This is a genomic window from Priestia sp. YIM B13486 (assembly GCF_042787865.1).
GTDB classification, from domain to species: domain Bacteria; phylum Bacillota; class Bacilli; order Bacillales; family Bacillaceae_H; genus Priestia; species Priestia megaterium.
In genome coordinates, this window is sequence record NZ_JBHZOZ010000005.1 from 200111 (window position 1) to 224827 (window position 24717).

A 24717-nucleotide genomic window follows, 5' to 3' on the forward strand; every position below is an offset into this window, starting at 1 on the left:
TTATATAAAAACATGAAATAATTTCTTTTACTTATTATTATGTAACATTTTATGAGAATTCATCAATAAACGATATAACCATCTTTTGTACAGCGAGCTCTAACCCAAAAGAACTATTGAAAATCTCCTTGATTCCCAATAGTTCCCTTAGTAAATATATTTTACATATGCCCTTCTTTTTCGACAATTTCTCTAAAATAGCTCACTAACTCTTCTCGCAGCGGTTCTCTTTGCAGAGCTAAATCAATTGTTGCTTTAATGAATCCAAATTTATCTCCAACATCATAACGCTTTCCTTCAAAATAGTAAGCAAGAACACGTTGGAATTCATTCAGACGTAAAATAGCATCTGTTAATTGAATTTCTCCTCCTGCGCCAATCTCTTCTCTGCTCAAGATATCAAAAATTTCCGGTGTTAAAATATAGCGCCCCATAATTGCATAGCCTGAAGGGGCCTCTTCTGGATTCGGTTTTTCAACGAGCGTTTCTACGTCTAATAACCCTTTTTCAAGAGGCTCTCCTTTAGGACCTACAATTCCGTACTTTGAAGTTTCTTTTCTAGGCACCTCCTGTACACCAACTACAGCGCATTCATATTTTTCGTATACGTTCATTAACTGTTTCAAACAAGGTGTTTCTGATTGAACTACATCATCGCCTAGCATAACAGCAAAAGGTTCATCTCCGATAAAACTTCTTGCACAGTGAATGGCATGACCTAATCCTTTAGGTTCCTTTTGACGAATGTAGTGAACATTAGCCAAATTCGAAATCCCCTGCACTTCTTCGAGCATGTCCCACTTTTCCTTTGCAGCCAATGTTTCTTCTAACTCATATGATTTATCAAAATGGTCTTCGATTGCTCGTTTTCCACGACCGCTTACAATTAAAATATCTTCAATACCTGATGCTACTGCTTCTTCCACAATGTATTGAATCGTTGGTTTATCTACAATTGGCAGCATTTCTTTAGGCTGTGCTTTTGTAGCCGGCAAAAAGCGTGTCCCTAATCCAGCTGCTGGAATAATAGCTTTACGAATTTTCACTTACTTTTCCTCCTGTCAATGTCAATCGTGCTTATTGGTTATAGTATAGTAAGTCTGCGATTGAGTATGTACACAAAGTCATGTTGAATCCATTTCTTTTTATAAAGAGTCATGTTGGATTCTGCTTTATCATAACAAAAGATTTTGTATAATTCTATTTTTATCATTTATAATGAAAAGAAAATTAATCACTTATAAATATAATTTTATGCTCCACTTATGTATAGAAAGGAATGGGATTATGAGTTCGTTTTCAGATCACTTACAGCACCAATTTATACAGCATTTCCCGTACAGTGATGCACGCTATCGCACAAATGCCCAAGCAGGGCTAGACCTTTACCGTACCCATTCATTCTTCATTTTGCACAATGATGAACAGATATTAAACGTTAAAATCGATTCGTTTTATGTGGAACTAAACAAGCAGTTGCTCCCTGAAAGTACCTGTTCTTGTCAGCATAACGGATTTTGTGAACACTGCTTTGCAGCGTTTTTTTATATGTACTCATTAATAGAACCGCTTGCTCCTCTATTCAAAGAATGGCGAAACCATGAAAAAGCAGCTTTGACTATGCTATCTGCCAAACAAGTGTTAAAAAAGCCGAAGGCAACTTTTCAAGAGTGGAGACAAACTTTTGAGGAGCAGTATACGCTTTTTATGCAGGGGCGGAACGAAAATGACCGTTCCATTTATCATGAATATTATCAGTACTATTACCGTGCTTTAGTGAAAAAGGCTCCTGAGCACCCATTGCTTTATGCTTTATTTTGTATGTATGGAGCGGTTCATACATTCTATAAACTATCAGCTCAATTACAGGCACATCAGCTTTCTACTAACATCGAGGAATCATTCGTATATAGTCACGTCTACAAAATAACAAATGAAATTTATGCTACCGCTGATTCGTTAAAGCAAATGAAATATGATGGAGATGCATTATCTATTATAGAGGACAGCATTCCATACATCCGAGAATTATTGCATAAAGATATGCCTTTACAATATGAACGTATTGAGATTTATCGCGTTATTTGGCAAAAAATCTTCACGTTAGAAAAGTGGCGAAAAATTGAGGAAAGCAAATTAAAAGCTAAGTACGGTTCTTTTATAAACAATACAGCTCTTTCCTATCTTTTATTCCTTCAAGAAAAAGATGGCGAAGCAAAAGAACGTTTGAGCGATGAAACACTACAAATGATTCCCTATCTTATTCCTTGGTTAAATGATTTATTGCATGAAAAAGAAACTGACCGCTTTGCTCAGTGGGGCTCTTATATAATGACCTATATAGGAGATTACGTACGCACCGTTCCGACTACTTATCAAGGAAGCCGAAACATGGTCTCCATGATTGTAAATTTATTTCAGCACTATAAAGACTTAACGAACGATCAAACTTTGTATACTGAAGCATTGCAAACGTTACTTCCCTATAGTTTTATTGAATACAGTGATTTTCTATATGCTTCTGACCAATTGAAAAAGTGGGTTGAATTACAGGTGCTTCTTCAATATGACAGCATCAAATATGACGAGCAAACGATAGAAGCCTTAAAACAAAAAGATGAAAAGCTGGTTATTCCTCTTTATCATCAAATGATTTCAAAGCTGATTTATGAAAAAAAGAAAAGCAGTTATCAAGAAGCCTATATCTACTTACAAGAATTAAAGAGACTTTATCTACAAATGAATCGCTCTCTACTATGGGAACATTATATGGAAGAATTAGCGATAAAAACAAAGAAACAGCGCTCGTTTCAACAACTATTAGAAAAAGGAGATTTACTGAATGTTTGATTTGTTTCATTTAACACTTGAAGTCGAACCTGTACACGGTGACTTTTTTCTCTACTGTGTATCACCTAGCGGCCAAATTTTGCTCCCTGATACATGGAAAGATGCGCTGTTTCTATGGCATGAACAGACCTATTACGGAAGCGAAGCCACACAGGTTGAGATTAATGGAAAAAAAGGAATTCTTCTTTCTGCATGGCAAATGTTCACTTTCATACAATTACCTATTCAACAGCATGTGTTGAAACCGGCTTTGTCCGCTTCAGCGGAAGCTTATCAGCAAATTGCAGTCGATATGACAAAGAGGATTATCAAAGGGAAATTTCATTCTCTTCCTTTTAAAAAACAAATGACTGCCTCGCTTTCACAAGCTGATGAGCAAGAGTGGCGAGCACAAATTAAAGAGAACCTGTTAAAAAAAGAAGGAAAGGACTTTTTAATAAGCATAGAAGGCGAGAGCTATAATCCTCCCTTTGACCTTTCATTGCGTATTGTAGAGCCAACGACCGATGGAGATGTATGGACGGCTGAAACATTCGTGATTCCCCACGATGAAGCCAAAGAACCTTTTATACTTGGAAGAACGCTTCCTAAAGAGTGGAACCACTACGAATCATATATCGCTTACGAACACGAACGATGGAAAGCATTGGCTCCTACTTTATACCAAAAAGGAGCGTTTATTCAGTCTGTCCTAACAGATGAGGAAGTATGGGAATTTCTAACTCAAGATAGTGCAGCATTGATTAAACAAGGTGTCTCTATCCATTTGCCAAGCTGGTGGGAATCATTAAAAAAAGCCACCATCAAAGTATCTGGCACTATAGAAAATACTTCATCTGCATTATTTGGTAAACAAGCTATCAGCAGCTTCCGCTGGTCATTTTCTATTGGCGATCAAACTTTCTCAGAAGAAGAGTTTCGGAAATTAGTCGAACAAAAACGCCGATTATTATCTATTAACGGACAGTGGATTCAACTGGATTCTAGATTAATTAAACAAGCGCAGAAAATTGTTAAAGAAGCTAGTAAAAAAGGCGTCTCAATTCATGAAATTTTAAAAACGAAGCTAACCTACATGGCAGACAGTAAAACCGATGAAGAAGAGGTAAAAGTTGAGTTCCAACTACCCGCTTCCTTTCAATCATTTATTACATCCTTAACGGATTTAGAACGGCTGCCGGAAGTGCTGCCTCCCTCTGAATTTAAAGGTACATTAAGACCTTATCAGCAGCAAGGTTTGAATTGGCTCATGTTTTTGAGAAAGTTTAACTTAGGAGGATGTCTAGCAGATGACATGGGGCTAGGTAAAACCATTCAATTAATTAGTTATTTAACAAATATTCATCCGTTACATAGCTCTCCTTCTCTTATCGTTTGCCCAACTTCTTTAATTGGAAACTGGGAAAAAGAATTACAGAAATTTGCCCCTTCTCTTCGTGTTCATGTTCATTACGGGCCGAAAAGAACCAACGGATACGCATTTGAGAAGATATGTGAAAGTACTGACGTTGTGATCACGACTTATCAAGTTGCTCTTTTGGATGTCGAATTGTTGAAAGGGTTTATGTGGAACAGCATTTCCTTAGACGAAGCACAACATGTTAAAAACCCGCAGACTAAACAGGCGAGAGCTATCCGTCAGCTACAAGGAAGACACAAAATTGCGCTTACTGGAACTCCAATTGAAAACCGTCTGCTGGAACTATGGTCATTATTTGAATTCATCAATCCTGGTTACTTAGGAACAATCAATTCATTTAAAAATCGATTTGTAGCAGGCATTGAAAAAGGCGAGAAACCTGAACGAACTGTTGAGCTTAAAGCACTCATTCAGCCTTTCTTATTAAGAAGAACAAAACAAGATAAAAACATCGCCCGCTCACTGCCTGATAAACAAGAACAAAAAGAATATATCCCGCTGACAGCGGAACAAGCTTCACTTTACCAGGAGCTAGTTCAAGGAATGCTTCAAGAAACAGAGGAAAAAACAGGATTTGAACGAAAAGGCATGATTTTGCAAACACTAAATAAGCTAAAATTATTATGCAACCATCCAGCTTTGTACTTAAAGGAAAGTACAGCTAAACAAACGGTACGGCGATCTCATAAAAGTCAAAAAATTATTGAACTCGTAGAGAGCATTCGCACACAGCAAGAAAGCTGTTTAATCTTTACTCAGTATATTGAAACAGGACTCATGCTGCAAAGAACCTTAGAAAAAGAAATCAACGAGCCGGTTTTATTCCTTCACGGAAGTTTGTCAAAAGAACAACGAGATGCAATGGTTGCTCAATTTCAAGCAAGGAAAAAAGCCATCTTTATCCTTTCTCTTCGCGCAGGTGGAACTGGATTGAATTTAACAGCTGCAAATCACGTTATTCATTTTGACCGATGGTGGAACCCAGCCGTTGAAAACCAAGCAACCGATCGCGCCCATCGAATTGGGCAGAATAAATTTGTTCATGTTCATAAGTTTATTACAAGAGGAACGATTGAAGAAAAAATTGATGAAGTAATCAATCAAAAACAACATCTAAACAATGAACTCATCCAAGGAGATCAATGGGTAACAGAACTTTCTAATAAAGAACTACAAGAGCTTCTTGCATACAGAAATGAATAAGAAAAATTATAAAATGTGTTACAACTTTACTAAAAAGAGGACTTTTTTACTTGTCCTCTTTTTTTATTAGATCATTCGACACAAAAAAATAAGTGTAAATCAATCTCCAGCTACTGATAAAGATACAAAAAACGCAATAAATAGCGTTTTTTGAATAAAAAGGTATTTTTATAGCGAAAAAGACCCTTTACTTTCTCTTTAAATTCCAGCATATTTATACATATAATATTTTTGTAATTTAATAGACATATTGGAAAAATAAACACGGAACATTTACATAATTAGGGGGATTTATTAATGAAAAAAAGGCAGCTCGCTTTATCTCTAGGCGCCATTGTTGGCGGGACATTCTTATATCAAGCTTCAGCTGAAGCATCTGCTTCAACTGTTCAAGTAAAAGCTGGAGATACACTTTGGTCATTATCTACCAAATACCATACAACGGTAGAAGCTTTAAAAAGCGTAAATAAGTTATCTTCAAATACAATTCACATAGGACAAACGTTATCGATTCCTTCTGCTTCAACCTCTCAACCATCTAATAAGGAAGAAAAGCCTTCAGCTCCTGCTACTGGTTCGACTTATAAAGTTCAAAGCGGCGATACCCTTTGGAAAGTTGCTACTCGTTTTAATATGAGCGTAGAAGAATTAAAACGTTTGAACGCTCTTTCTTCTAACATTATTTATATTAACCAAACGTTAAAAGTAAATGGAAGCAATAGCGCATCGACTCCAACTACGAGTAAACCAGCAGAAACTCCTTCTAAGGATGCAAACGGAACTTACAAAGTTCAGCGTGGAGATAGCCTATCTAAAATAGCTTCGACATTTCACATGAGCGTGAGTGAGCTAAAACAAATAAACGGATTAACATCTAATACGATTTATGTAAATCAACAATTAAAGGTATCAAAAAGCAGCCAAACAACTACGCCAACAACAAAACCAAGTACATCCACACCTTCAACTTCTAACGGAACATTAAATGTATCGCAAATGATTTCAGATGCAAAACGTTATATAGGTGTTCCTTACAGATGGGGTGGCACAACTCCTTCTGGTTTTGACTGCAGCGGATTCATTTATTACGTAACGAAACAACAAATTTCTACAACGCGCTATACGACGGCTGGTTATTGGAGTGTATCAACACCCGTCAGTAATCCACAGCCTGGAGACTTAGTGTTTTTTAATACATATTCTAGCGGTCCTACACATATGGGCATTTACCTTGGTAATCGTCAATTTATTCATGCTGGATCTTCTACGGGTGTAACCGTTGCAAGCTTAGATAACAGCTACTGGAGCAAGCGCTACTTAGGTGCAAAAAGATTTTCTAAATAATTGATAGAAGCTGAAACAAAAGTATTTTAGTTGAAGGAAGATCCGAACGAGTTTGATTCTTGATGGAGAATCAAACTCGTTCGGATTTTTTCATTGGTAGGGTCGACGTAGGTTTCATATATGTAGGTGCTTCTAGCTGTTGAGCGGAGGGCAAAGCGAAGACTCCTGCGAGAAAAGCAGAATAGATGAAACCGCGCGCAAGTGACGAGGAGGCTCATCAGCCGTCCGCGGAAAGCGAAGCCTTGCACGGAAATCAACAGTGGTGTAACAAATGATCCATACTAGCTCACCCCATTTGTTTGTCTTTAGATTGCATTAATTCAGTTATGTCTCAATCTCTTATATACAGAAAAAAACCGTTAAATGATTTAACGGCTGAAATAGAGGAATAGTTCGGGGATAGTGAATACTTTAGTTTTCTCTCTTGAGAACATAGAAAGAGCATTGCTCTTAAAAAGGATCTATCTTCTATTATGATAGATAAGAGGAATTAAAACCTTAGCTGAACTAATCACCCCCTTTCATACTAGATAACTTTATTCTTCTTGTTGATTTGAATCAAATGAAGAAAAACCGGATGGCTTTCCACTTAAAAACTTAACAGCATCAGCCACAACGTCGGTCATATATACTCGTTGCTGAAGATTATTTTCAAATGTGCGCGTTTGTACACGCCCTACTACACCTACAACCGCTCCTTTATCACAGTAAGCAGCCGTATTTTCTGCATTTTTTCTCCACAGAGTAATGTTGACAAAATCAGCATCGTATTCACCTTCAACATTTCGAAACGTTCGATTAATTGCTAAAGTAATAGTAGATACTGCAATCCCTTCATGGGTATATCGAAGCTCGGGTTTTTTTGTCAGTCTTCCTACAAGAACAATATGGTTAATCATAGTCTCCCACTCCAACTGATTGAATAATGGGAATCTTTAAGCTCATTCATGTTATAATATGGATAACCTACTATTTACGTAAAGGAGGAAACATCAATGAAAACATTTAAACTTGTGTCATTTCAATTGGTTGATGATCAAGAAAAACGTCAGTCTGTCTCACTCACTAATGGCCTTATTATTAATAAAGAAGACGGCGAAAATAACTGGATTTTAGAAGCAGTTATCGATAAGAAATGGTACGATGAATTTCATGTTTTGTTGAAAGATAAACAAAAAATGACGGTAGAAGCTAAAATTACGAAAGAAACAAATGATCCGGCTACCTTTATAGCTACCGTGGCTTCCATTACTTCAATTGGTGAAAATCGTATTAGTTTGTTGATGAAAGGTGTTTTAAAAGAACGGAGACTTCATTATGCTGAAATGCTCTTAGAGGATTTAATTAACCAAGGGTTATCAGGTCAAGAATTACTTCAACAGTTCAAACTGCAGCTTCGAAACAGACCGATAAAAAGTACATCTAAAAAATAAGTCAAGTCATCTCAAGGTGTCTGGATTTAAAAGAGAGGATTATTGTTTGCGGTCTTTTTCGTTGGTGCATGAGAAGGGTAAAGAAAAGAGAACTCACTGGAGAGGTACCTTTCTTTTTTTCCTAAAAATAAATGAGCACAATTAGAACGTTTGAAGCGATTATCTCTTATGCGAGCGCCTTGCCTTTTCAAATAAAAATTTGTCATTTTTTCACTCCTTTTTCTTTGTAATTCGTATATTAATGCATTTTTCCCCGTTATTCAACCATTTTTTTCAATATACCGAACAAAAAATAGGATTTTTTTACTGTAAAAACCTTTATTTTTGTTCTTTTTTTTATATCCATGCAGAAAAATGAATCTTTTTAGAGAAAAAAAAGAAATAAAAACAGGTTTTATTCCCTTTATTGCAGAAGGTAAAGTGTATATGTTTCATATTGTGCGAATTTAGCATATTACAAAGAATATGAACTACATTCGAACAATAAGACATATATTTATCTTTACGAAATCAGGTGATGCATATGAAGGATTTTGGAGAAAGAATTAAGCAGTTCAGACTAAAAGGAGGATTTTCACAAGAAGAATTAGCAAATCAGTTGAATGTTTCTCGTACAACTATTTCAAAATGGGAATGTTCAAAACAAACGCCTTCCATTTTTGATTTTTTATCTCTATGTAATTGTTTTCAAATTACGCTGGACCAACTTATTGAGCCTTCCTCTTATAAACAAGATCATTTACATGACTTCCAACTTCTTTACTTAACAAGAAAATGTGAATCGGATTCACACGACGAGACCATTTTAACCCTCATAGATAAACAGCCCTTATTGAAACATGTGCTCTTACAATTTTCATCTCTGTCACCAACACTTCAAAAAGAGTTGCTAACGGATATTATACCTTTATTAAAGAAACTTTTTTCTGCTTTGCAGCGCCAATAAAAAAAGCTGCATCAGCAGCTCTTATGTACTATTCTTTTTTATCGCCTAAAGCAAACATAATATCTGTTTCGCAGACTAACTCTCCATCTACAGTTGCGATACCTTTTCCTTTGCCAATAGATCCACGCGCACGTACAATTTCAACCTCTAAACGCAGTTGATCACCAGGTCTTACTTGCTTTTTAAAGCGGCAGTTGTCAATGCCTGCAAAAAATGCTAAACGTCCTTGATTTTCTTCTTTTTTTAGCATAGCTACTGCTCCTACCTGAGCCAAAGCTTCTACAATTAAAACCCCTGGCATCACAGGATAGTCAGGGAAATGCCCGTTAAAAAATTCTTCATTGGCAGATACGTTTTTTAAACCAACTGCTTTTTTTCCCTCTTCCACTTCTAAAATACGATCGACCAATAAAAATGGATATCGGTGTGGAATAATTTCTTTAATTTGTTCAATATCAAGCATAAATAAGTCTCCTTTCAAACCGCATGTAACATACGATACTATTATCAATATACAGAATGCTCAATTGAGAAGCAACTACTTGCTTAAGCTCTGATCCCATTAACTAAGCCCATCATTTGATCTGCAATTGAAATAGAGCGGGAATTAAATTGATACGCACGTTGAGCAATGGACATATCAGTAAGTTCTTTACTCAAATCTACATTTGACTGTTCCAATTTCCCTTGCTCTACGCCTGCTGTTTCTCGAGCTCTTCCAGTCAAATCTGTAAACATATTCGGTTGATTCATCCCTGCTGGAAAGGCAAATAGATTTTCTCCTTTAGCTTCGAGCACCTGCGGCTTTTGGACATTTGTTAACCCAAGTGTAAACTGGTCAACACCCTTATTCATAGTAACCGTTATCGTTCCACTTCCATCAATTTGTATATCTTTGAACGCGTTACTGAAAATAATAGCTTGACCATTTTCCCCCAGCACATCCTGACCAGAACCGTTTACTAATTTAACATTGTTCGGGCCTTCAGGGCTAAGATGAAAAGAACCATCTCTCGTATATTGTACAGGCTGTTGGGAATCGTTTACGGCAACTTGAAAATAAACGTTTGGATTTGATGCAGCTACATCTAATAGTTTACCTGTATTCTGAAAAGCACCCTGCGTCATATTCAAGCTCATTTGATCTAAATAAGCGCCTGTGCCTTGCCGAATTCCAGCTGGCGTAAGCCGCTTTTCTGTTCCCTTATCTTCTTGATTGTTTACTTGTTGATACAGCATATCATTAAATGAAGCATCTCTCGCTTTATATCCTGTCGTATTTGTATTAGATAGATTATGACCAATGACATCAAGCTGCTGCTGCAGCTGTCCCATCGTATTGGCCGCTGTTATCATTGTACGGTTCATCCTTCTCATCTCCCCTGTTGCTTTTAGCGCACACGCCCAATTTCATTTGCCGCTTTATCCATGCTTCTATCGTAAGCTTGCATTATTTTTTGATTTGCCTCAAAAGCTCTGTAAGCCGTTAGTAAATCAGTCATACTTTGAGCAGCATCTACATTGGAACGTTCAACAAATCCTTGCTTTAACTGATAAGAAATGCCTGGATTATTCCTAGCTGAAGGCAAGGGCTGATTGTTCAGCGTTTCATACAATCCATTCCCTGCCTTTTTAATCGTTTGTAAGTCACTAGCATAAGCAATATCGATTTGTGCGACCTGCTGATTATTTTCCGTTACGTTACCTTGTGAATCAACTGTAAAGTTTTCACTTTTTAGTTGAATTGGTTGATTATTTGTATTTAATACATAAGCTCCGGTAGACGTAGTTAAAAACCCTTCCTGATCTAATGTAAAATTACTGTTTCTTGTATATTGAGGCGTATTATCAGGGCTTTGTACCACAAAAAATAGTCCGCCCTCTTTTGTAGGCATATTTTGCTCCATCAATGCAATATCAGTTGATTGAGACGTTTGCTGAAGATCACCTTGTGTAAAATTTAGAACTGTTTCTTGCATATACACGCCCGTATTAATCGTACCTATTTCTTTTTTGTTCTGAACAGAGATGCTACGGTCAGTAGATAAATCTTCAGATTCCATTCGCTGCAGCAACATATCAGGAAATGCCTTTAACGTACCTTGATCTGCTTTAAATCCTGGCGTATTAGCATTTGCTATGTTATTCGTTAATAAGTCAGTTTGACGCTGTTGAGACAGCATACCCGCCGCTGCCGTGTAAAATCATCCTCCTTACAAGTAAACGTTGCTCGTTATAGCCAGCTCACAGAGTATAATAGATAAAAGAAGAGACTCCTCTGTATGAAACGAGCCAATAGAGGAGTCTTCATTTATTTAAACAATATTGCGACGAGATAGTTTATCAATATTATCGAGCATAATACCTGTTCCAACAGCTACACAACCCATTGGATTTTCTGCAATTAGCACAGGCACCTTTAATTCTTCCGCTAACAGCTGGTCCATACCGTGAAGCAATGCTCCACCGCCAGTTAAAATAACGCCTCTGTCTATAATATCGGCAGAAAGTTCAGGAGGTGTACGCTCTAATACACTTTTCGAAGCTTGTACAATGACGCTGACAGACTCTCTAAGTGCCTCCTCTACTTCTTCAGAATAAACAGTAATCGTACGAGGTAGGCCTGAAACCATGTCTCGCCCTCGAATGTCCAGCTCTTCATTACGAGCTTTAGGAAACACCGTACCAATTTTCACTTTAATTTCTTCTGCTGTACGCTCTCCGATTAAGAGCTTATATTTTTGCTTAATGTACTGCAAAATTTCGGCATCAAAACGATCACCAGCCATCTTAATAGAAGCTGCTGTTACGATATCGCCCATTGAAAGGACGGCCACATCGGTTGTACCTCCACCAATATCTACGACCATATTTCCGCTCGGCTGAAAGATATCCATTCCAGCGCCAATTGCCGCGACTTTTGGTTCTTCTTCCAAATAAATGGTTTTTCCACCGCTCTTTTCAGCAGCTTCGCGAATGGCTTTTTGTTCAACAGAGGTAATATTTGTTGGACAACAAATTAAAATGCGAGGCTTGGATAAAAAACCTTTTACATTTAATTTGTTAATAAAGTGTTTGAGCATAGACTCTGTAATTTCGAAGTCAGCGATAACACCATCTTTTAAGGGACGAATGGCAATAATATTACTGGGCGTTCTTCCTACCATACGTCTCGCTTCTTCCCCTACTGCTAGCACTCTATTTGTATTTTTATCAATCGCCACAACAGACGGTTCATTTAACACAATTCCTTTGCCTTTAACGTGAATTAAGACGTTAGCTGTACCTAAATCGATACCAATGTCTTTTGCTAACATACCTTAAATCCTCCTTCTATTTACATATCTTTGCATGATAACCATTCTTTTTTCCTAATTTACTATTTTATCACAATTTGTATATGTATGTTGTTATTAGCAAAAATATTTATTATATACCTATTTTATCCAAAAAATAAAATGCCCTATACTACCTCTATAAAAAAGGCAATATTGGGCATTTTTTCATTTTACAGTTTCTTCTTCCTTTTTGTACTTTAATTTTGTTGCTTCTCCTCCACGCAAATGCCGAATAGATTTATGATAATCAAGAATTTCTTTTACTTCATTTGCTAACTCAGGATTTATTTCTGGTAGACGCTCTGTTAAATCTTTATGGACAGTACTTTTCGAAACGCCAAATTCTTTCGCAATTACACGAACTGTTTTCTTTGTTTCTACAATATACTTTCCAATCTTGATAGTTCTCTCTTTGATGTAATCGTGCACACTACTCGCCCTCCCCAAATTGGATATGAGAAGTATCCAAGGGAATGTATATATTATCCCTTTTCTAACATTCTCTTTATAGGTTTGTAACAGTTTATTAGCTTGTGTGCAGATATATGCTAGAAAAGTCAGTAAGGACAAGTGATTTCTTATATTTTTTTGAAAATTTAGTGTTTTTTATTTACTTTTTTAACATAATGCATCTCATTTTAGAAAAATTCATAAAAAAAGAAGCTCGATTTTATCCAGCTTCTTTTCGTATTTATGGTCTTGCCTTATGCATTTGGTTTAGACGTATCTGTTGAAGGGTGTTTTGAATCTTTATCTTCTTTAGTCTTTTCATCAGATGATTTTTCGCTATCCTTTGATTCTTCAGAAGAAGAGTCGTCTTTTGGTTCTGTCACTTCAGCTGCTTTGACTTCTTTGATAGAACTAACAGATTTTCCAAAATAACTGCTTGGATTAATTGCTACACCATCTTTACGAACTTCAAAATGTACATGTGTTTTTGCTTCTTGATTATATAAGCTTTTTCCAGCTTTTGCGATCGTTTGGCCTTGCTTAACAATATCTCCTACTTCTACATCAGCTTTCTCAAGAGATTGATACTGTGTGACTAAACCATCTTTGTGATCAATTTCTACTACATAACCTAGTAAAGGATCTTTTGTTGCTTTTGTTACTGTACCGCTAGCTGCTGCTACAACATCAAATGATTTATCTCCCTTAACAGCTAAGTCAACACCTGTGTTTGGATGATACGTATTGTTGTAGAAAACTAGTGCTTCTTCTTGCTGTTTTTCAGATGCTTGATCGTCGTAGAAAGGCTTTTTCACGATAGCTGATGCTTTACTAGCAACTGGCATTTTTAAATTTTCAAGCGAAGCATTTACCTCTACAGCGTCGTCTCGATAAGCCGTACCGTCTTGGCTATAGCCGCTTTTGTCTTCTTTGCTAATATCGTTTCCATTAGCTTGAAACCAAAGGACTGCTGTAAGAATAATTGCTGCACTCGCTAAATAGATAGCCGGGAACACCCAACGCTTTCTAACTAATTTTTGAACTTTCGATTTTGGAGAAGTACGTTTCTTTTCTTCCTCTCTCATATATCATCACCTCAGCAATCAGTCTGAACACAATTGAATGAATATATACACAGCGATAAAAAATTTTTTTCGATTATTTTTCAACAGATGAATCTAAAATATACATTTTATTTAAAAAAAGTGAAAAACATAAAAAAAGACCCTGCTATAAGGGTCTTTTAATTAGCGTTTAGCTGTCAATTGTGCAACAAACTGATCGTTAGGGGTAATCGCAACACCTGTATAATAATGAGTAACAATATCTTTATAGGTTTTTCCTTCTAGTGCCATACCATTTGCTCCGTACTGACTCATCCCAATACCATGTCCATATCCTTTTGTGTTGATGATAATTTCATTACCTTTTTTTGTCCAATGAAAGTCGGCTGAGGATAAACCCAGTTTTTCCCGAACATCTTTTCCCGACAGTTCTTTACCGTTTATTTTTACGTAATCTACGCGCTGCCCCGGCGTTCTAGAGACGATTTCACCTACTGATCCACTGTTTGTTAATTTCACTCCAAGCCTCTGTTCAAAGCTAGCAACAGACATTACTTTCTGATTTGTAAATTCAGGGGACTTTTTATCCCATGGACTAGCTACACTTTTTAGATAAGGAATGGAATTCTTCCAATATGCTTCTGAGTTTTCAGTGTAACCATTGCTGGTAGAAAAGAACGTAGCATTAATTGGCTTATTTTTATACGTAAGAATTTGACCTTGGGTGTCCTTCACTGCTTCTTGAATTTTTTTGATTTTCCAATCATAGTCTTTGTTCCATCTGCTTCTTAGCTCATCTTTATTTAAATATACTTGGTACTCTACGGTATCAGTCACATCCGCTCCTTGGGGAAGATGACTATTTCCATTCATCATAGTTTGCACAATATAGGTTCTGGCTGCCAAACTTTGAGCCTTAAGTGCTTCAAGCTCAAAAGTAGCAGGCATTTCAGCTGCTACTACCCCTACAAGATAGTCTTCGAGCGGCAGTTTTTCTACTTTTTTCGTTTCCGTACGATAAACACTGACGTCAAGAGGAGACGCTGTCACTTTTTGTAGTTTTTCGGTTTTTGGGGTCTGTTTGACATTTTCATGTAGCTTTCCATCTGTCTTTTCAGTAAAAGGAACAACGAGAAGTGTTGGGATGAGTAACACAACGAAAAAAAAGATGACTCCTAGTACGACGATTGGCTTTGCTTGTTTCATGAACGCCTAGCCTCCATATCTATTATTTTGACAAGGAACACCTATATCCCTATATTCCATATGTATGGAGGTGGACAACCTTTTATGACAGCAAACCGGCCATAAGGGTCGTCCAACGACAAAAAAAGCATCTCGCTATGAGATGCTTTTTTTATGACATATTTACTTGACGTCTGAAGCCTGTTGAGTTTGTTCTACTTGCTTTGTTTCATCATTTACACGTTCAATATCAGCGCCTAAAGCGGCTAATTTATTGTGGAAATTTACATAACCACGATCAAGGTGTTTTAATTCCGTTACACGCGTATAGCCGTCTGCTACAAGTCCTGCTAATGTTAACGCTGCTGCTGCACGAAGATCTGTTGCTGCTACTTCAGCGCCTTGTAGTTGAGTAGGTCCGTTAATAATAACAGAGCGCCCTTCAATTTTAATATCAGCGTTCATGCGGCGAAACTCTTCTACGTGCATAAAGCGGTTTTCAAAAACTGTTTCTGTAATCATACTTGTGCCTTCTGCTGCTAATAATAATGCCATCATTTGAGATTGCATATCCGTAGGGAACCCTGGATGAGGCATTGTTTTAATATCTACTGATTTTAGCTTTTCAGGTCCTACAACACGTAAGCCGTCGCCTTCTTCAGTAATTTCAACACCCATTTCTTCCATTTTAGCAACAAGGGAACTGATGTGCTCTGCTACTGCACCGCGTACAAGTACGTTTCCACCTGTAATAGCTGCTGCTACCATGAATGTTCCAGCTTCGATACGATCTGGAATAATTGCATGTTCTGCACCATATAATTTATTAACACCTTCAATACGGATCGTACCAGTTCCTGCACCGCGAACTTTAGCGCCCATTGCGTTTAAGAAGTTTGCTAAATCGACAATCTCAGGTTCTTTTGCTACGTTTTCCATAATTGTAGTGCCTTCCGCTAATGCTGCTGCCATCATAATATTTTCTGTGGCACCTACACTTGGGAAGTCTAAATAAATTTTAGCACCTTTTAGTCTTCCTTCAACTTTTGCATCAATAAAACCATTTCCTACTTGAACTTTAGCACCCATTGCTTCAAAGCCTTTAAGATGCTGATCAATCGGTCTTGATCCAATTGCACATCCGCCAGGTAAAGCTACACGAGCCTCACCTGTACGCGCCAATAAAGGACCCATTACAAGTACTGAAGCGCGCATTTTTCTTACATATTCAAAAGGTGCATCTGTTTTTAACTCTCTTGATGCATCTACAACTACACGATTTGTTTCAAAATCTACTTCTGCATTCAGATGTCTTAAAACTTCGCCAATCGTAAATACATCGGAGAGAGCTGGTACATCATTTAGAATTGTTTTTCCTTCACTAGCTAATAAGGTTGCAGTGATAATAGGTAAAACGGCGTTTTTTGCTCCTTCAACTTTAACTGTACCGCTTAATCTATTTCCACCGCGGACGATGATTTTTTCCAAGGTATTCCCCTCCGCGTCCATTTTCTCTATATTAATATTCAGACGTAATGATAGGTGTGCCAACAACTATGGTTGTTTGACCGCCCATTCTTGTCTTGCGTAATGCAATTTGTAAGTTCATTTCCTGCTTTTTCGTTTGAAGAGCTTCTTTCCACAGTCCAGTATATGCTGAAACAGAGGTAAATGACTCTTCCACTAGAGATTCCACTGGTTTAGCATTGAAAGCTCGTAATAGGTCTTGAATTTCAACAGACAAAACACTTTCCATCTTATCATTGATTTCCCCAGTTGCACAAGAGAAAATTATGGGTTCTGATAGGAAAATTTTTTCATAATTTGTCTGAAATACATTTTGAAAATGGGTCATATTTTTTTCTTTCAAACCTTGTCCCGTTACATGATACGATATGTACGCATTGCTGTGTTCATCGATCGCATAAGTTAACAGAATGACTTCGTTCACATCTTCACTTTTGCGTGTACCTATTGCTTTCCATAGGTCTCTTTCCCTCTTCACTTCCCATTTAAAACCTCTAAAATTACTTTTAATACTTTTAGCTTGCGAATAAAAGGTTTTTTGGTCAGTAACAGCTTTTACTTCTTCTCTTGCATACAACGATACTTCAGTTAACGAAACATGCTGCTTATTTAAGGTGTGAACAATCTTCTCAATAGTAGTTTCATTGTTTTGGGCATTGCTCACATAACTTCCATGATATACGAATAAGCCAGTAATGAAAATAGCCAAAAAGACACTAATTTTTTTAAACATTTCGCCACTCCCTCTCCGTACTCATCAGTCTTTCCAGAAGGCGATGATACATACATGAAAAGGGTCGTCATATTTAGACATAGCGACATACATTAGCGTATAAATTCGTATATCTTCAATGAATGAACGCCTATTTTATCATAGACTCATAGCTTGCCAATCATTGAAAAAATGAGGGAATGCGCTGTGACCAAAATAAATAATCCAAAAAGAAATTACTTACTGTTGATGAAATCGTAATGGTCAATAAAATAAGCATTAATTTTGCTTGAAACACATGATTAGGTTTCATCAGCTTTTCAATTTGAAAGCCTTGCAAAGCATACCAAGTAATCACAATAAAAATCAAATGTGAAATCATGGTTAGTAACGTTTGCTGTTCAATTCCTCCAAACAATAAAAGCACTCCTTTTAAACACCATATGAAAAGAAGAGACGATCATCGTCTCTTCTTTTCATATTAAAGCACACTTATGCAAATTCGTAAACGGTAACATGAAAAACATTTATTTTATTCCCTATTTTAAGATCCTTTTCCACTATTGAGCAAAATAAAGAAGATAGATGCGCTTATTTAAATGGAATATATAATCATAGATCAATGCTATTTGCTCTTCCCTTTTTGTATAATAGAGCAAAAAAGCCCTCTCATTCGTTTGAGAGGGCTTTTTTTAGAACTTACGTTGACTAATATCTAAACGATTGACTGCCCGTTTTAAGGCAATTTCAGCACGCTTAACATCAACGTCATCTTGTTTGCTATCAAGGCGCATTTCAGCGCGCTTTTTCGCTTCTTCTGCACGAGCTATGTCAATCTCTTCAGCTGTTTCAGCAGCCTGTGCAAGAATTGTTACTTTGTCAGGTCTTACTTCAAGAAATCCTCCGCTAACAGCCACAAGTTCTGTACTGCTTGCTTTCTTCAAGCGGACTGCTCCAATTTGTAAAGGAGCAACCATCGGAATATGGCCATGTAAAATACCAAGCTCACCACTCTGTGCTCGGGTACTTACCATTTCCACTTCTGATTCGTAAACTGGGCCATCAGGAGTCACTACACTGACATGGATTGTCTTCATTTAAAAAACCTCCTATGTCCCTTAAATTAAACTTCTACTCCCATACGTTTCGCATTTTCAATAACTTCTTCAATGCGACCAACTAAACGGAACGCATCTTCAGGTAAATGATCGTATTTACCTTCCAAGATCTCTTTAAATCCTTTAACAGTTTCTTTTACAGGAACATAAGAACCTTTTTGACCTGTAAATTGTTCTGCTACGTGGAAGTTTTGAGACAAGAAGAATTGAACGCGACGAGCACGTTGTACAACAAGTTTATCTTCATCAGATAACTCATCCATACCTAGGATTGCAATGATATCTTGTAACTCTTTATAACGCTGTAACGTTTGTTGAACTTGACGCGCAATTGCATAGTGCTCTTCTCCAACAATTTCAGGAGATAAAGCGCGAGATGTAGATGCTAATGGATCTACCGCAGGGTAAATACCCATCTCTGATAATTTACGCTCTAAGTTTGTTGTTGCATCTAAGTGAGCAAATGTTGTCGCTGGAGCTGGATCCGTATAGTCATCGGCTGGTACGTAAATCGCTTGAATCGATGTTACAGAACCTACGCTTGTTGACGTGATACGCTCTTGAAGCTGACCCATTTCTGTCGCTAATGTTGGCTGATAACCTACTGCTGATGGCATACGGCCAAGTAATGCTGATACTTCTGAACCCGCTTGTGTGAAACGGAAGATATTATCAATAAAGAATAATACGTCTTGACCTTGTTCGTCACGGAAGTATTCTGCCATTGTTAATCCTGTTAATGCAACACGTTGACGTGCACCAGGTGGCTCATTCATTTGTCCAAATACCATAGCCGTCTTCTTAATAACACCAGAATCTGTCATTTCATGGTATAAGTCATTACCTTCACGCGTACGCTCACCTACACCAGCGAATACTGAAATACCGCCGTGCTCTTGAGCAATGTTATTGATTAATTCTTGAATCAATACTGTTTTACCTACACCGGCACCACCGAATAGACCGATTTTTCCACCTTTAATGTAAGGAGCTAATAAGTCTACTACTTTAATACCTGTTTCAAGAATTTCAGCTTGTGTAGATAGATTTTCGAACTTTGGTGCTTGACGGTGGATTGGATCACGACGTGCACCTGCATCGATTGGGGCGTCTAAGTCGATTTTTTCACCTAATACGTTAAATACACGCCCTAACGTAACGTCACCAACTGGTACTGAGATTGCTGCACCTGTATCTTCTACTTCTAATCCACGAACTAAGCCGTCAGTGGATGACATTGCTACTGTACGAACTGTGTTATCACCTAAGTGAATCGCAACTTCTAATGTTAATTCGATTGCAACTTCACTTGCACTGCTCGGTTTATGTGAAATTTTAAGGGCGTTATAAATTGCCGGAAGGTGTCCGTTGTCAAACTTTACGTCTACAACTGGACCCATGATTTGAGTAACGCGTCCTTTTGTCATCGTGTTCCCTCCTAACTTGCTTTTCCATTAAACTTTCTATTCTAACGCTGCCGCTCCGCCAACAATTTCCGTAATTTCCTGGGTAATTGCCGCTTGACGTGCACGGTTATATGACAATGTAAGATTATTGATAAGATCTTTTGCGTTGTCTGTTGCACTTTTCATCGCTGTCATACGAGCAGCATGCTCACTTGCTTTTCCATCAAGTAGGCCGCCGTAAATTAAACTCTCTGCATACTGAGGAAGTAATACTTCTAAAATCTCTTCTTGTGATGGTTCAAATTCATAACCAACAAGTTTACCAGAAGGTTGAAGATCTGTTAGAGGCAATAGCTTCTTCTCCGTCACTTCTTGTGAAATCGTATTGATAAAGTGATTGTAGTATAAGTAAAGTTCATCAAACGTACCGTCTGCAAACATTTGAACTGTTTGTGAAGCGATTCCTTGAATGTCAGCAAAAGCTGGCTGATCTGCTAAGCCTGTGATTTCAAGCAAAACCGGAATGCCGCGTTTCACGAAGAAATCTCTCCCTACTCGTCCAATTGCAATCACACCGTATTCATCAGGTGATTGATGGCGTTCTTCAATAGCTTGAGATACTTTTCGCAAAATATTACTGTTATATGCTCCTGCTAGACCGCGATCTGAAGTGATTACGATGTAACCAGTCTTCTTCACACTGCGCGCAGTTAGCATTGGATGTGAAGCGCCTCTGCTGCCTAGGGCTACGCTTGAGACTACTTCTTGAATTTTTTCCATGTATGGAACAAACGATTTTGCATTTTGTTCCGCTCTATTCAGCTTTGCAGCTGAAACCATTTCCATTGCTTTCGTAATCTGGCTCGTTTTTTTCGTCGATGTGATTCGAGTTTGTATATCACGTAATGATGCCAAAGGTTTCACCACCTTGTTTTAGAAGATCACGTGGTATGAAAGGTGAACAAATGTTCACCTTCACCTTATTGAAAGATTGTCTTAACATACCATGCTGACAATATATTATTCAGATGCAATAAATGTTTTCTTGAATTCTTCAAGTGCTGATTCGAATACGCCAGCTTCAGGAAGTCCACCAGTTGTACGGATTGATTCAAGTACTTCTTTACGGTTTGACTCTAACCATGTTAAGTACTCGTCTTCAAAGCGCGTAATATCTGATACCGGAACGTCATCTAAGAAGCCTTTTGTTAATGCGTAAAGCACAGCTACTTGTTTTTCTACGCGAAGCGGTTTGTGTAAACCTTGTTTTAAGATTTCAACTGTACGCGCTCCTCGATTTAATTTTGCTTGAGTTGCTTGGTCAAGATCAGAACCGAACTGAGCAAACGATTCAAGCTCACGATAAGATGCAAGGTCTAGACGCAGTGTACCTGCTACCTTTTTCATCGCTTTAATTTGTGCAGATCCCCCTACACGTGATACAGAAAGACCAGCATTAATCGCAGGACGCACGCCTGAGAAGAATAGATCTGACTGTAAGAAAATTTGTCCGTCTGTAATCGAAATTACGTTCGTTGGGATATAAGCAGATACGTCTCCTGCTTGCGTTTCAATAAATGGAAGAGCTGTTAATGAACCTCCACCTTTTGCGTCCGATAACTTTGCCGCACGCTCTAATAAACGAGAGTGCAGGTAGAATACATCCCCTGGATACGCTTCACGACCTGGAGGACGGCGTAATAGTAATGAAAGTTCACGATAAGCTGATGCTTGTTTTGTTAAGTCATCGTAAATAACAAGTACGTGCTTACCGTTATACATAAACTCTTCACCCATTGTTACCCCAGCATATGGCGCTAAGAATAATAGTGGAGCTGGTTGTGAAGCTGATGCTGTTACAACGATTGTGTAATCTAGAGCACCGTGTTTACGTAATGTCTCTACTACGTTACGAACTGTTGATTCTTTTTGGCCAATCGCTACATAGATACATACCATATCTTGATCTTTTTGGTTTAAGATTGTATCGATTGCTACCGATGTTTTACCCGTTTGACGGTCACCGATAATTAACTCACGCTGTCCACGACCGATCGGCACAAGTGCGTCAATCGCCTTGATACCTGTTTGAAGCGGCTCATGTACTGATTTACGATCCATAACGCCAGGTGCAGCACCTTCAATTGGACGTGTTTTTGTTGTTTCTACTGGGCCTAAGCCGTCTACTGGCTGACCTAATGAGTTAACAACACGACCGATTAACTGCTCCCCTACTGGAACTTCCATGATGCGTCCTGTACGGCGAACTTCGTCACCTTCACGAATTTCCGTATATGGTCCTAAAATAATGATACCTACATTGTTTTCTTCTAAGTTTTGTGCCATTCCCATGACACCATTTGAAAATTCAACCAGTTCTCCAGCCATGACATTGTCGAGGCCATGAGCACGTGCGATACCGTCCCCAACTTGGATAACAGTACCTACATCACTCACTTTAATCTCAGACTGATAGTTTTCAATTTGCTGCTTGATCAGCGCACTAATTTCTTCAGCTTTGATGCTCATGAATTTCACCCCTATCTACGATCTGTGTGCAAGAAGTCCTCGGTGGATCGTTTCTAATTTGCTGCTAATGCTGCCATCATAGATACGATTACCAATGCGAAGCTTCACGCCGCCGATTAGGCTTTTATCTACTATATTTGAAATATTTAACGTATGTTTTCCAACTTTAGAAGCAAATGATTGTGAGATTGCTCTTTTCTCATCTGCACTTAAAGGTTTGACAGAATAAACAGTTGCATCTGCCACGCCACGTACTTCGTTCGCTAAGAAACGATACTCTTTTACCATCTCGCTAACAATTTGAATGCGGTGACGCTCTAATAATAGAAGAACCGTATGTTGAACAGTTGGTGAAAGTTCAGCAAATGCCTCACTTACAAACTGTTTTTTTCGCTCAATTGTAATTTTTGGATGAGTTAATACATCCATTAATTCAGGTGTTTTAGCAAACACCTCTTCAACGATTTGTAGCTGGTCTTGCATTTCATCGATCATCTGTTTTTCTGTTGCTAATTGAAAAAGAGCTAGTGCATAGCGCTTGGCTACAGCTGGTTGACTCATCGTACATCCCCTACTTCTTGGATATATTCATGAATTAACTTCTCTTGATCTTGTTCAGAAAGTTCTTTTTCAATAACTTTCGACGCAATTAAAACAGATAATGAAGCAACTTGCTCACGTAACGCAGCAACTGCTTGATCTTTTTGCTGTTCGATTTCTTGTTTTGCTGCAGCTTTTAGACGCTCAGACTCTTCGCGTGCTGCCGCAATGATTTCTTCTTTTTTATCTTCTGCAGACTTTCTAGCGTTTTCCATCATTACTTGCACTTCTTGACGAGATTGCTTTAAGATTTCACGCTGCTCTTCAACAAGCTTCTTCGCTTCCTCATTTTGCTTTTCTGCTTCATCAATCTCACCGGCAATATGCTCTTCACGTTTTTTCATGATTCCCATTACAGGACCAAACGCGAATTTTTGAAGTAACGCAAGTAGGATAAGGAACATCACTAATTGGAAAAGAATATCTCCACCATTAATGCCTGCTGCTCCTAACACAAACATGTTCGACACGGCCATGTTCACTCCCTTCAGAGACTCCACATATATAATTTACTTATTAAAGACATAAAGTAATGGCGAAGGTTCTTTTGAATGATCTTCGCCACATGTAACACATTATTATTTACCTTGTACCATGAATGCAATAACTACGGCGATAATTGGAAGCGCCTCAACTAAGGCAACCCCAACGAACATCATTGAAGTTAATGTACCACGTGCTTCTGGTTGGCGAGCTGTGCCTTCAATCGTCTTAGAAACGATAAGACCGTTACCAATACCAGCACCTAGTGCCGCTAAACCAATCGCAATTGCAGATGCTATTAAACCCATTTTATAAAGTCCTCCCTTAATATATATGATTTTGTTTAACTAAGTTTTGTTTTGTCCAAATTGGGTATTACTTGAACAAAGCTTTATAAATTAATGGTCGCTACTCACTTTGTGAGATAAATAAACCATCGTTAACATTGTGAAAATGAAGGCCTGAATTGCGCCTACAAAAATACTGAATCCTTGCCATAAAAGCATTGGAATAGCAGCTCCAATTGTACCTAAGAAGCCTGTTGTTGCTAAACCAGCTAGCAAGCTTAACAAAATTTCCCCAGCATAAATATTACCGTAAAGACGAAGGCCAAGCGTTAACGTATTGGCAAACTCCTCGATAATCTTAAGCGGGAATAAAAATGCCATTGGCTTGAAGTAATCTTTCGTGTATGCAGAGAACCCTCGCATTTTAATACCATAGTAATGTGATAGTACAACTACCATAACGGCTAACGTCAGCGTAATTGCTGGATCAGCGGTTGGCGATTTCCACCATAAGTTATGGTCAATCACGATGGCAAATGGAAGACCCAACATATTTGACACAAAAATGTACATAAGTAAAGTTACACCTAGCGTCAAAAAGCGGCCACCTGTTTTCCAATCCATATTGCTATTAACGAGTCCTTTAACAAAATCTAAGACCCATTCAATAAAGTTTTGTGCACCGCTTGGCTTCATAGCAAGAGTACGAGTACATAAAACTGCAATTAAGAATACAATAACAGAAGCTACGGTAACCATAAGCAAGTTACTTTGACTAAAAGTAAGGCCTAGAAACTCTATAGTTGGTGATTCATGACCCAA

24 protein-coding genes and 1 pseudogene are annotated in these 24717 nt (G+C 37.9%); 5 read left to right on the plus strand and 20 right to left on the minus strand.

The annotated features are described in order from the left end of the window. Positions 1-161 precede the first annotated feature (161 nt). Positions 162-1046, minus strand: a complete 885-nt coding sequence (galU, locus tag ACFX4G_RS15735) for a UTP--glucose-1-phosphate uridylyltransferase GalU (protein WP_016765909.1) — start codon at positions 1044-1046, stop codon at positions 162-164. A gap of 241 nt (positions 1047-1287) precedes the next feature. Here galU and ACFX4G_RS15740 point away from each other — a divergent pair, with 241 nt between their 5' ends. The 3 genes from ACFX4G_RS15740 (at position 1288) to ACFX4G_RS15750 (ending at position 6817) form a co-directional block, all read left to right on the plus strand. Beyond that, the gene (locus ACFX4G_RS15740; RefSeq protein WP_097824909.1) at positions 1288-2850 is read left to right on the plus strand and encodes a replication initiation protein; all 1563 of its coding nucleotides are present in this window, start codon (positions 1288-1290) and stop codon (positions 2848-2850) included. Continuing rightward, positions 2843-5473, plus strand: a complete 2631-nt coding sequence (locus ACFX4G_RS15745; RefSeq protein WP_377575616.1) for a DEAD/DEAH box helicase — start codon at positions 2843-2845, stop codon at positions 5471-5473. Before ACFX4G_RS15740 ends, ACFX4G_RS15745 begins: the two co-directional genes overlap by 8 nt. A 297-nt stretch (positions 5474-5770) precedes the next feature. Next, positions 5771-6817: a C40 family peptidase gene (locus ACFX4G_RS15750; protein ID WP_377575619.1), complete on the plus strand. Its 1047-nt coding sequence runs from the start codon at positions 5771-5773 to the stop codon at positions 6815-6817. A 536-nt stretch (positions 6818-7353) separates the two neighbouring features. Here the strand turns inward: ACFX4G_RS15750 and ssb are convergent. Continuing rightward, the gene (ssb, locus tag ACFX4G_RS15755; RefSeq protein ID WP_016765913.1) at positions 7354-7716 is read right to left on the minus strand and encodes a single-stranded DNA-binding protein; all 363 of its coding nucleotides are present in this window, start codon (positions 7714-7716) and stop codon (positions 7354-7356) included. 96 nt (positions 7717-7812) lie between these two features. Here ssb and ACFX4G_RS15760 point away from each other — a divergent pair, with 96 nt between their 5' ends. Then, positions 7813-8250, plus strand: a complete 438-nt coding sequence (locus ACFX4G_RS15760; protein WP_097824913.1) for a YwpF-like family protein — start codon at positions 7813-7815, stop codon at positions 8248-8250. Between the two features lie 523 nt (positions 8251-8773). Further along, on the plus strand, positions 8774-9196 hold the full coding sequence (locus tag ACFX4G_RS15765; protein WP_034648293.1) for a helix-turn-helix domain-containing protein: 423 nt from the start codon (positions 8774-8776) through the stop codon (positions 9194-9196). Between the two features lie 28 nt (positions 9197-9224). On the opposite strand, the gene fabZ is transcribed toward ACFX4G_RS15765, so the two are convergent. The 18 genes and pseudogenes from fabZ to atpB form a co-directional block, all read right to left on the minus strand. Then, positions 9225-9659 carry a 3-hydroxyacyl-ACP dehydratase FabZ gene (fabZ, locus tag ACFX4G_RS15770; RefSeq protein WP_013059788.1) on the minus strand — a complete coding sequence of 145 codons (435 nt, stop codon included), beginning with the start codon at positions 9657-9659 and terminating at the stop codon, positions 9225-9227. Positions 9660-9742: 83 nt separating this feature from the next. Then, positions 9743-10564 carry a flagellar hook-basal body protein gene (locus ACFX4G_RS15775; RefSeq protein WP_377575623.1) on the minus strand — a complete coding sequence of 274 codons (822 nt, stop codon included), beginning with the start codon at positions 10562-10564 and terminating at the stop codon, positions 9743-9745. A gap of 23 nt (positions 10565-10587) precedes the next feature. Beyond that, positions 10588-11400: pseudogene (locus ACFX4G_RS15780) on the minus strand (flagellar hook-basal body protein); the annotation flags it as partial. A 111-nt stretch (positions 11401-11511) separates the two neighbouring features. Further along, on the minus strand, positions 11512-12513 hold the full coding sequence (gene mreB / locus ACFX4G_RS15785) for a rod shape-determining protein (RefSeq protein WP_013085455.1): 1002 nt from the start codon (positions 12511-12513) through the stop codon (positions 11512-11514). A gap of 186 nt (positions 12514-12699) precedes the next feature. Beyond that, a complete protein-coding gene (gene spoIIID, locus ACFX4G_RS15790) occupies positions 12700-12963 on the minus strand; it encodes a sporulation transcriptional regulator SpoIIID (RefSeq protein WP_013059792.1) in 264 nt (87 codons plus the stop codon). A gap of 275 nt (positions 12964-13238) precedes the next feature. Continuing rightward, a complete protein-coding gene (gene spoIIQ / locus ACFX4G_RS15795) occupies positions 13239-14069 on the minus strand; it encodes a stage II sporulation protein SpoIIQ (protein WP_377575626.1) in 831 nt (276 codons plus the stop codon). 162 nt (positions 14070-14231) lie between these two features. Continuing rightward, positions 14232-15254: a stage II sporulation protein D gene (spoIID, locus tag ACFX4G_RS15800; protein WP_013059794.1), complete on the minus strand. Its 1023-nt coding sequence runs from the start codon at positions 15252-15254 to the stop codon at positions 14232-14234. A 162-nt stretch (positions 15255-15416) separates the two neighbouring features. Beyond that, positions 15417-16721, minus strand: a complete 1305-nt coding sequence (gene murA / locus ACFX4G_RS15805; RefSeq protein WP_013085458.1) for a UDP-N-acetylglucosamine 1-carboxyvinyltransferase — start codon at positions 16719-16721, stop codon at positions 15417-15419. 31 nt (positions 16722-16752) lie between these two features. After that, complete coding sequence (locus ACFX4G_RS15810; RefSeq protein WP_013059796.1) at positions 16753-17493, minus strand: YwmB family TATA-box binding protein; 741 nt, start codon at positions 17491-17493, stop codon at positions 16753-16755. A gap of 160 nt (positions 17494-17653) precedes the next feature. Continuing rightward, positions 17654-17890 carry a DUF1146 family protein gene (locus ACFX4G_RS15815; RefSeq protein WP_013059797.1) on the minus strand — a complete coding sequence of 79 codons (237 nt, stop codon included), beginning with the start codon at positions 17888-17890 and terminating at the stop codon, positions 17654-17656. 274 nt (positions 17891-18164) lie between these two features. After that, entirely contained in the window at positions 18165-18569 is a 405-nt protein-coding gene (locus ACFX4G_RS15820; protein WP_013085460.1) for a F0F1 ATP synthase subunit epsilon, read from the minus strand. A gap of 26 nt (positions 18570-18595) precedes the next feature. After that, the gene (gene atpD, locus ACFX4G_RS15825) at positions 18596-20017 is read right to left on the minus strand and encodes a F0F1 ATP synthase subunit beta (RefSeq protein WP_013059799.1); all 1422 of its coding nucleotides are present in this window, start codon (positions 20015-20017) and stop codon (positions 18596-18598) included. A gap of 36 nt (positions 20018-20053) precedes the next feature. Next, positions 20054-20911: a F0F1 ATP synthase subunit gamma gene (locus ACFX4G_RS15830; protein ID WP_013059800.1), complete on the minus strand. Its 858-nt coding sequence runs from the start codon at positions 20909-20911 to the stop codon at positions 20054-20056. A gap of 105 nt (positions 20912-21016) precedes the next feature. Next, positions 21017-22525, minus strand: a complete 1509-nt coding sequence (gene atpA / locus ACFX4G_RS15835) for a F0F1 ATP synthase subunit alpha (RefSeq protein WP_013085461.1) — start codon at positions 22523-22525, stop codon at positions 21017-21019. A 15-nt stretch (positions 22526-22540) separates the two neighbouring features. Beyond that, positions 22541-23086, minus strand: a complete 546-nt coding sequence (locus ACFX4G_RS15840; protein ID WP_013059802.1) for a F0F1 ATP synthase subunit delta — start codon at positions 23084-23086, stop codon at positions 22541-22543. Continuing rightward, on the minus strand, positions 23083-23601 hold the full coding sequence (locus ACFX4G_RS15845; RefSeq protein WP_013085463.1) for a F0F1 ATP synthase subunit B: 519 nt from the start codon (positions 23599-23601) through the stop codon (positions 23083-23085). The genes ACFX4G_RS15840 and ACFX4G_RS15845 overlap by 4 nt, the downstream gene beginning before the upstream one ends. A 102-nt stretch (positions 23602-23703) precedes the next feature. Continuing rightward, the gene (atpE, locus tag ACFX4G_RS15850; RefSeq protein WP_013059804.1) at positions 23704-23916 is read right to left on the minus strand and encodes a F0F1 ATP synthase subunit C; all 213 of its coding nucleotides are present in this window, start codon (positions 23914-23916) and stop codon (positions 23704-23706) included. A 90-nt stretch (positions 23917-24006) separates the two neighbouring features. Continuing rightward, entirely contained in the window at positions 24007-24717 is a 711-nt protein-coding gene (atpB, locus tag ACFX4G_RS15855) for a F0F1 ATP synthase subunit A (protein WP_013059805.1), read from the minus strand.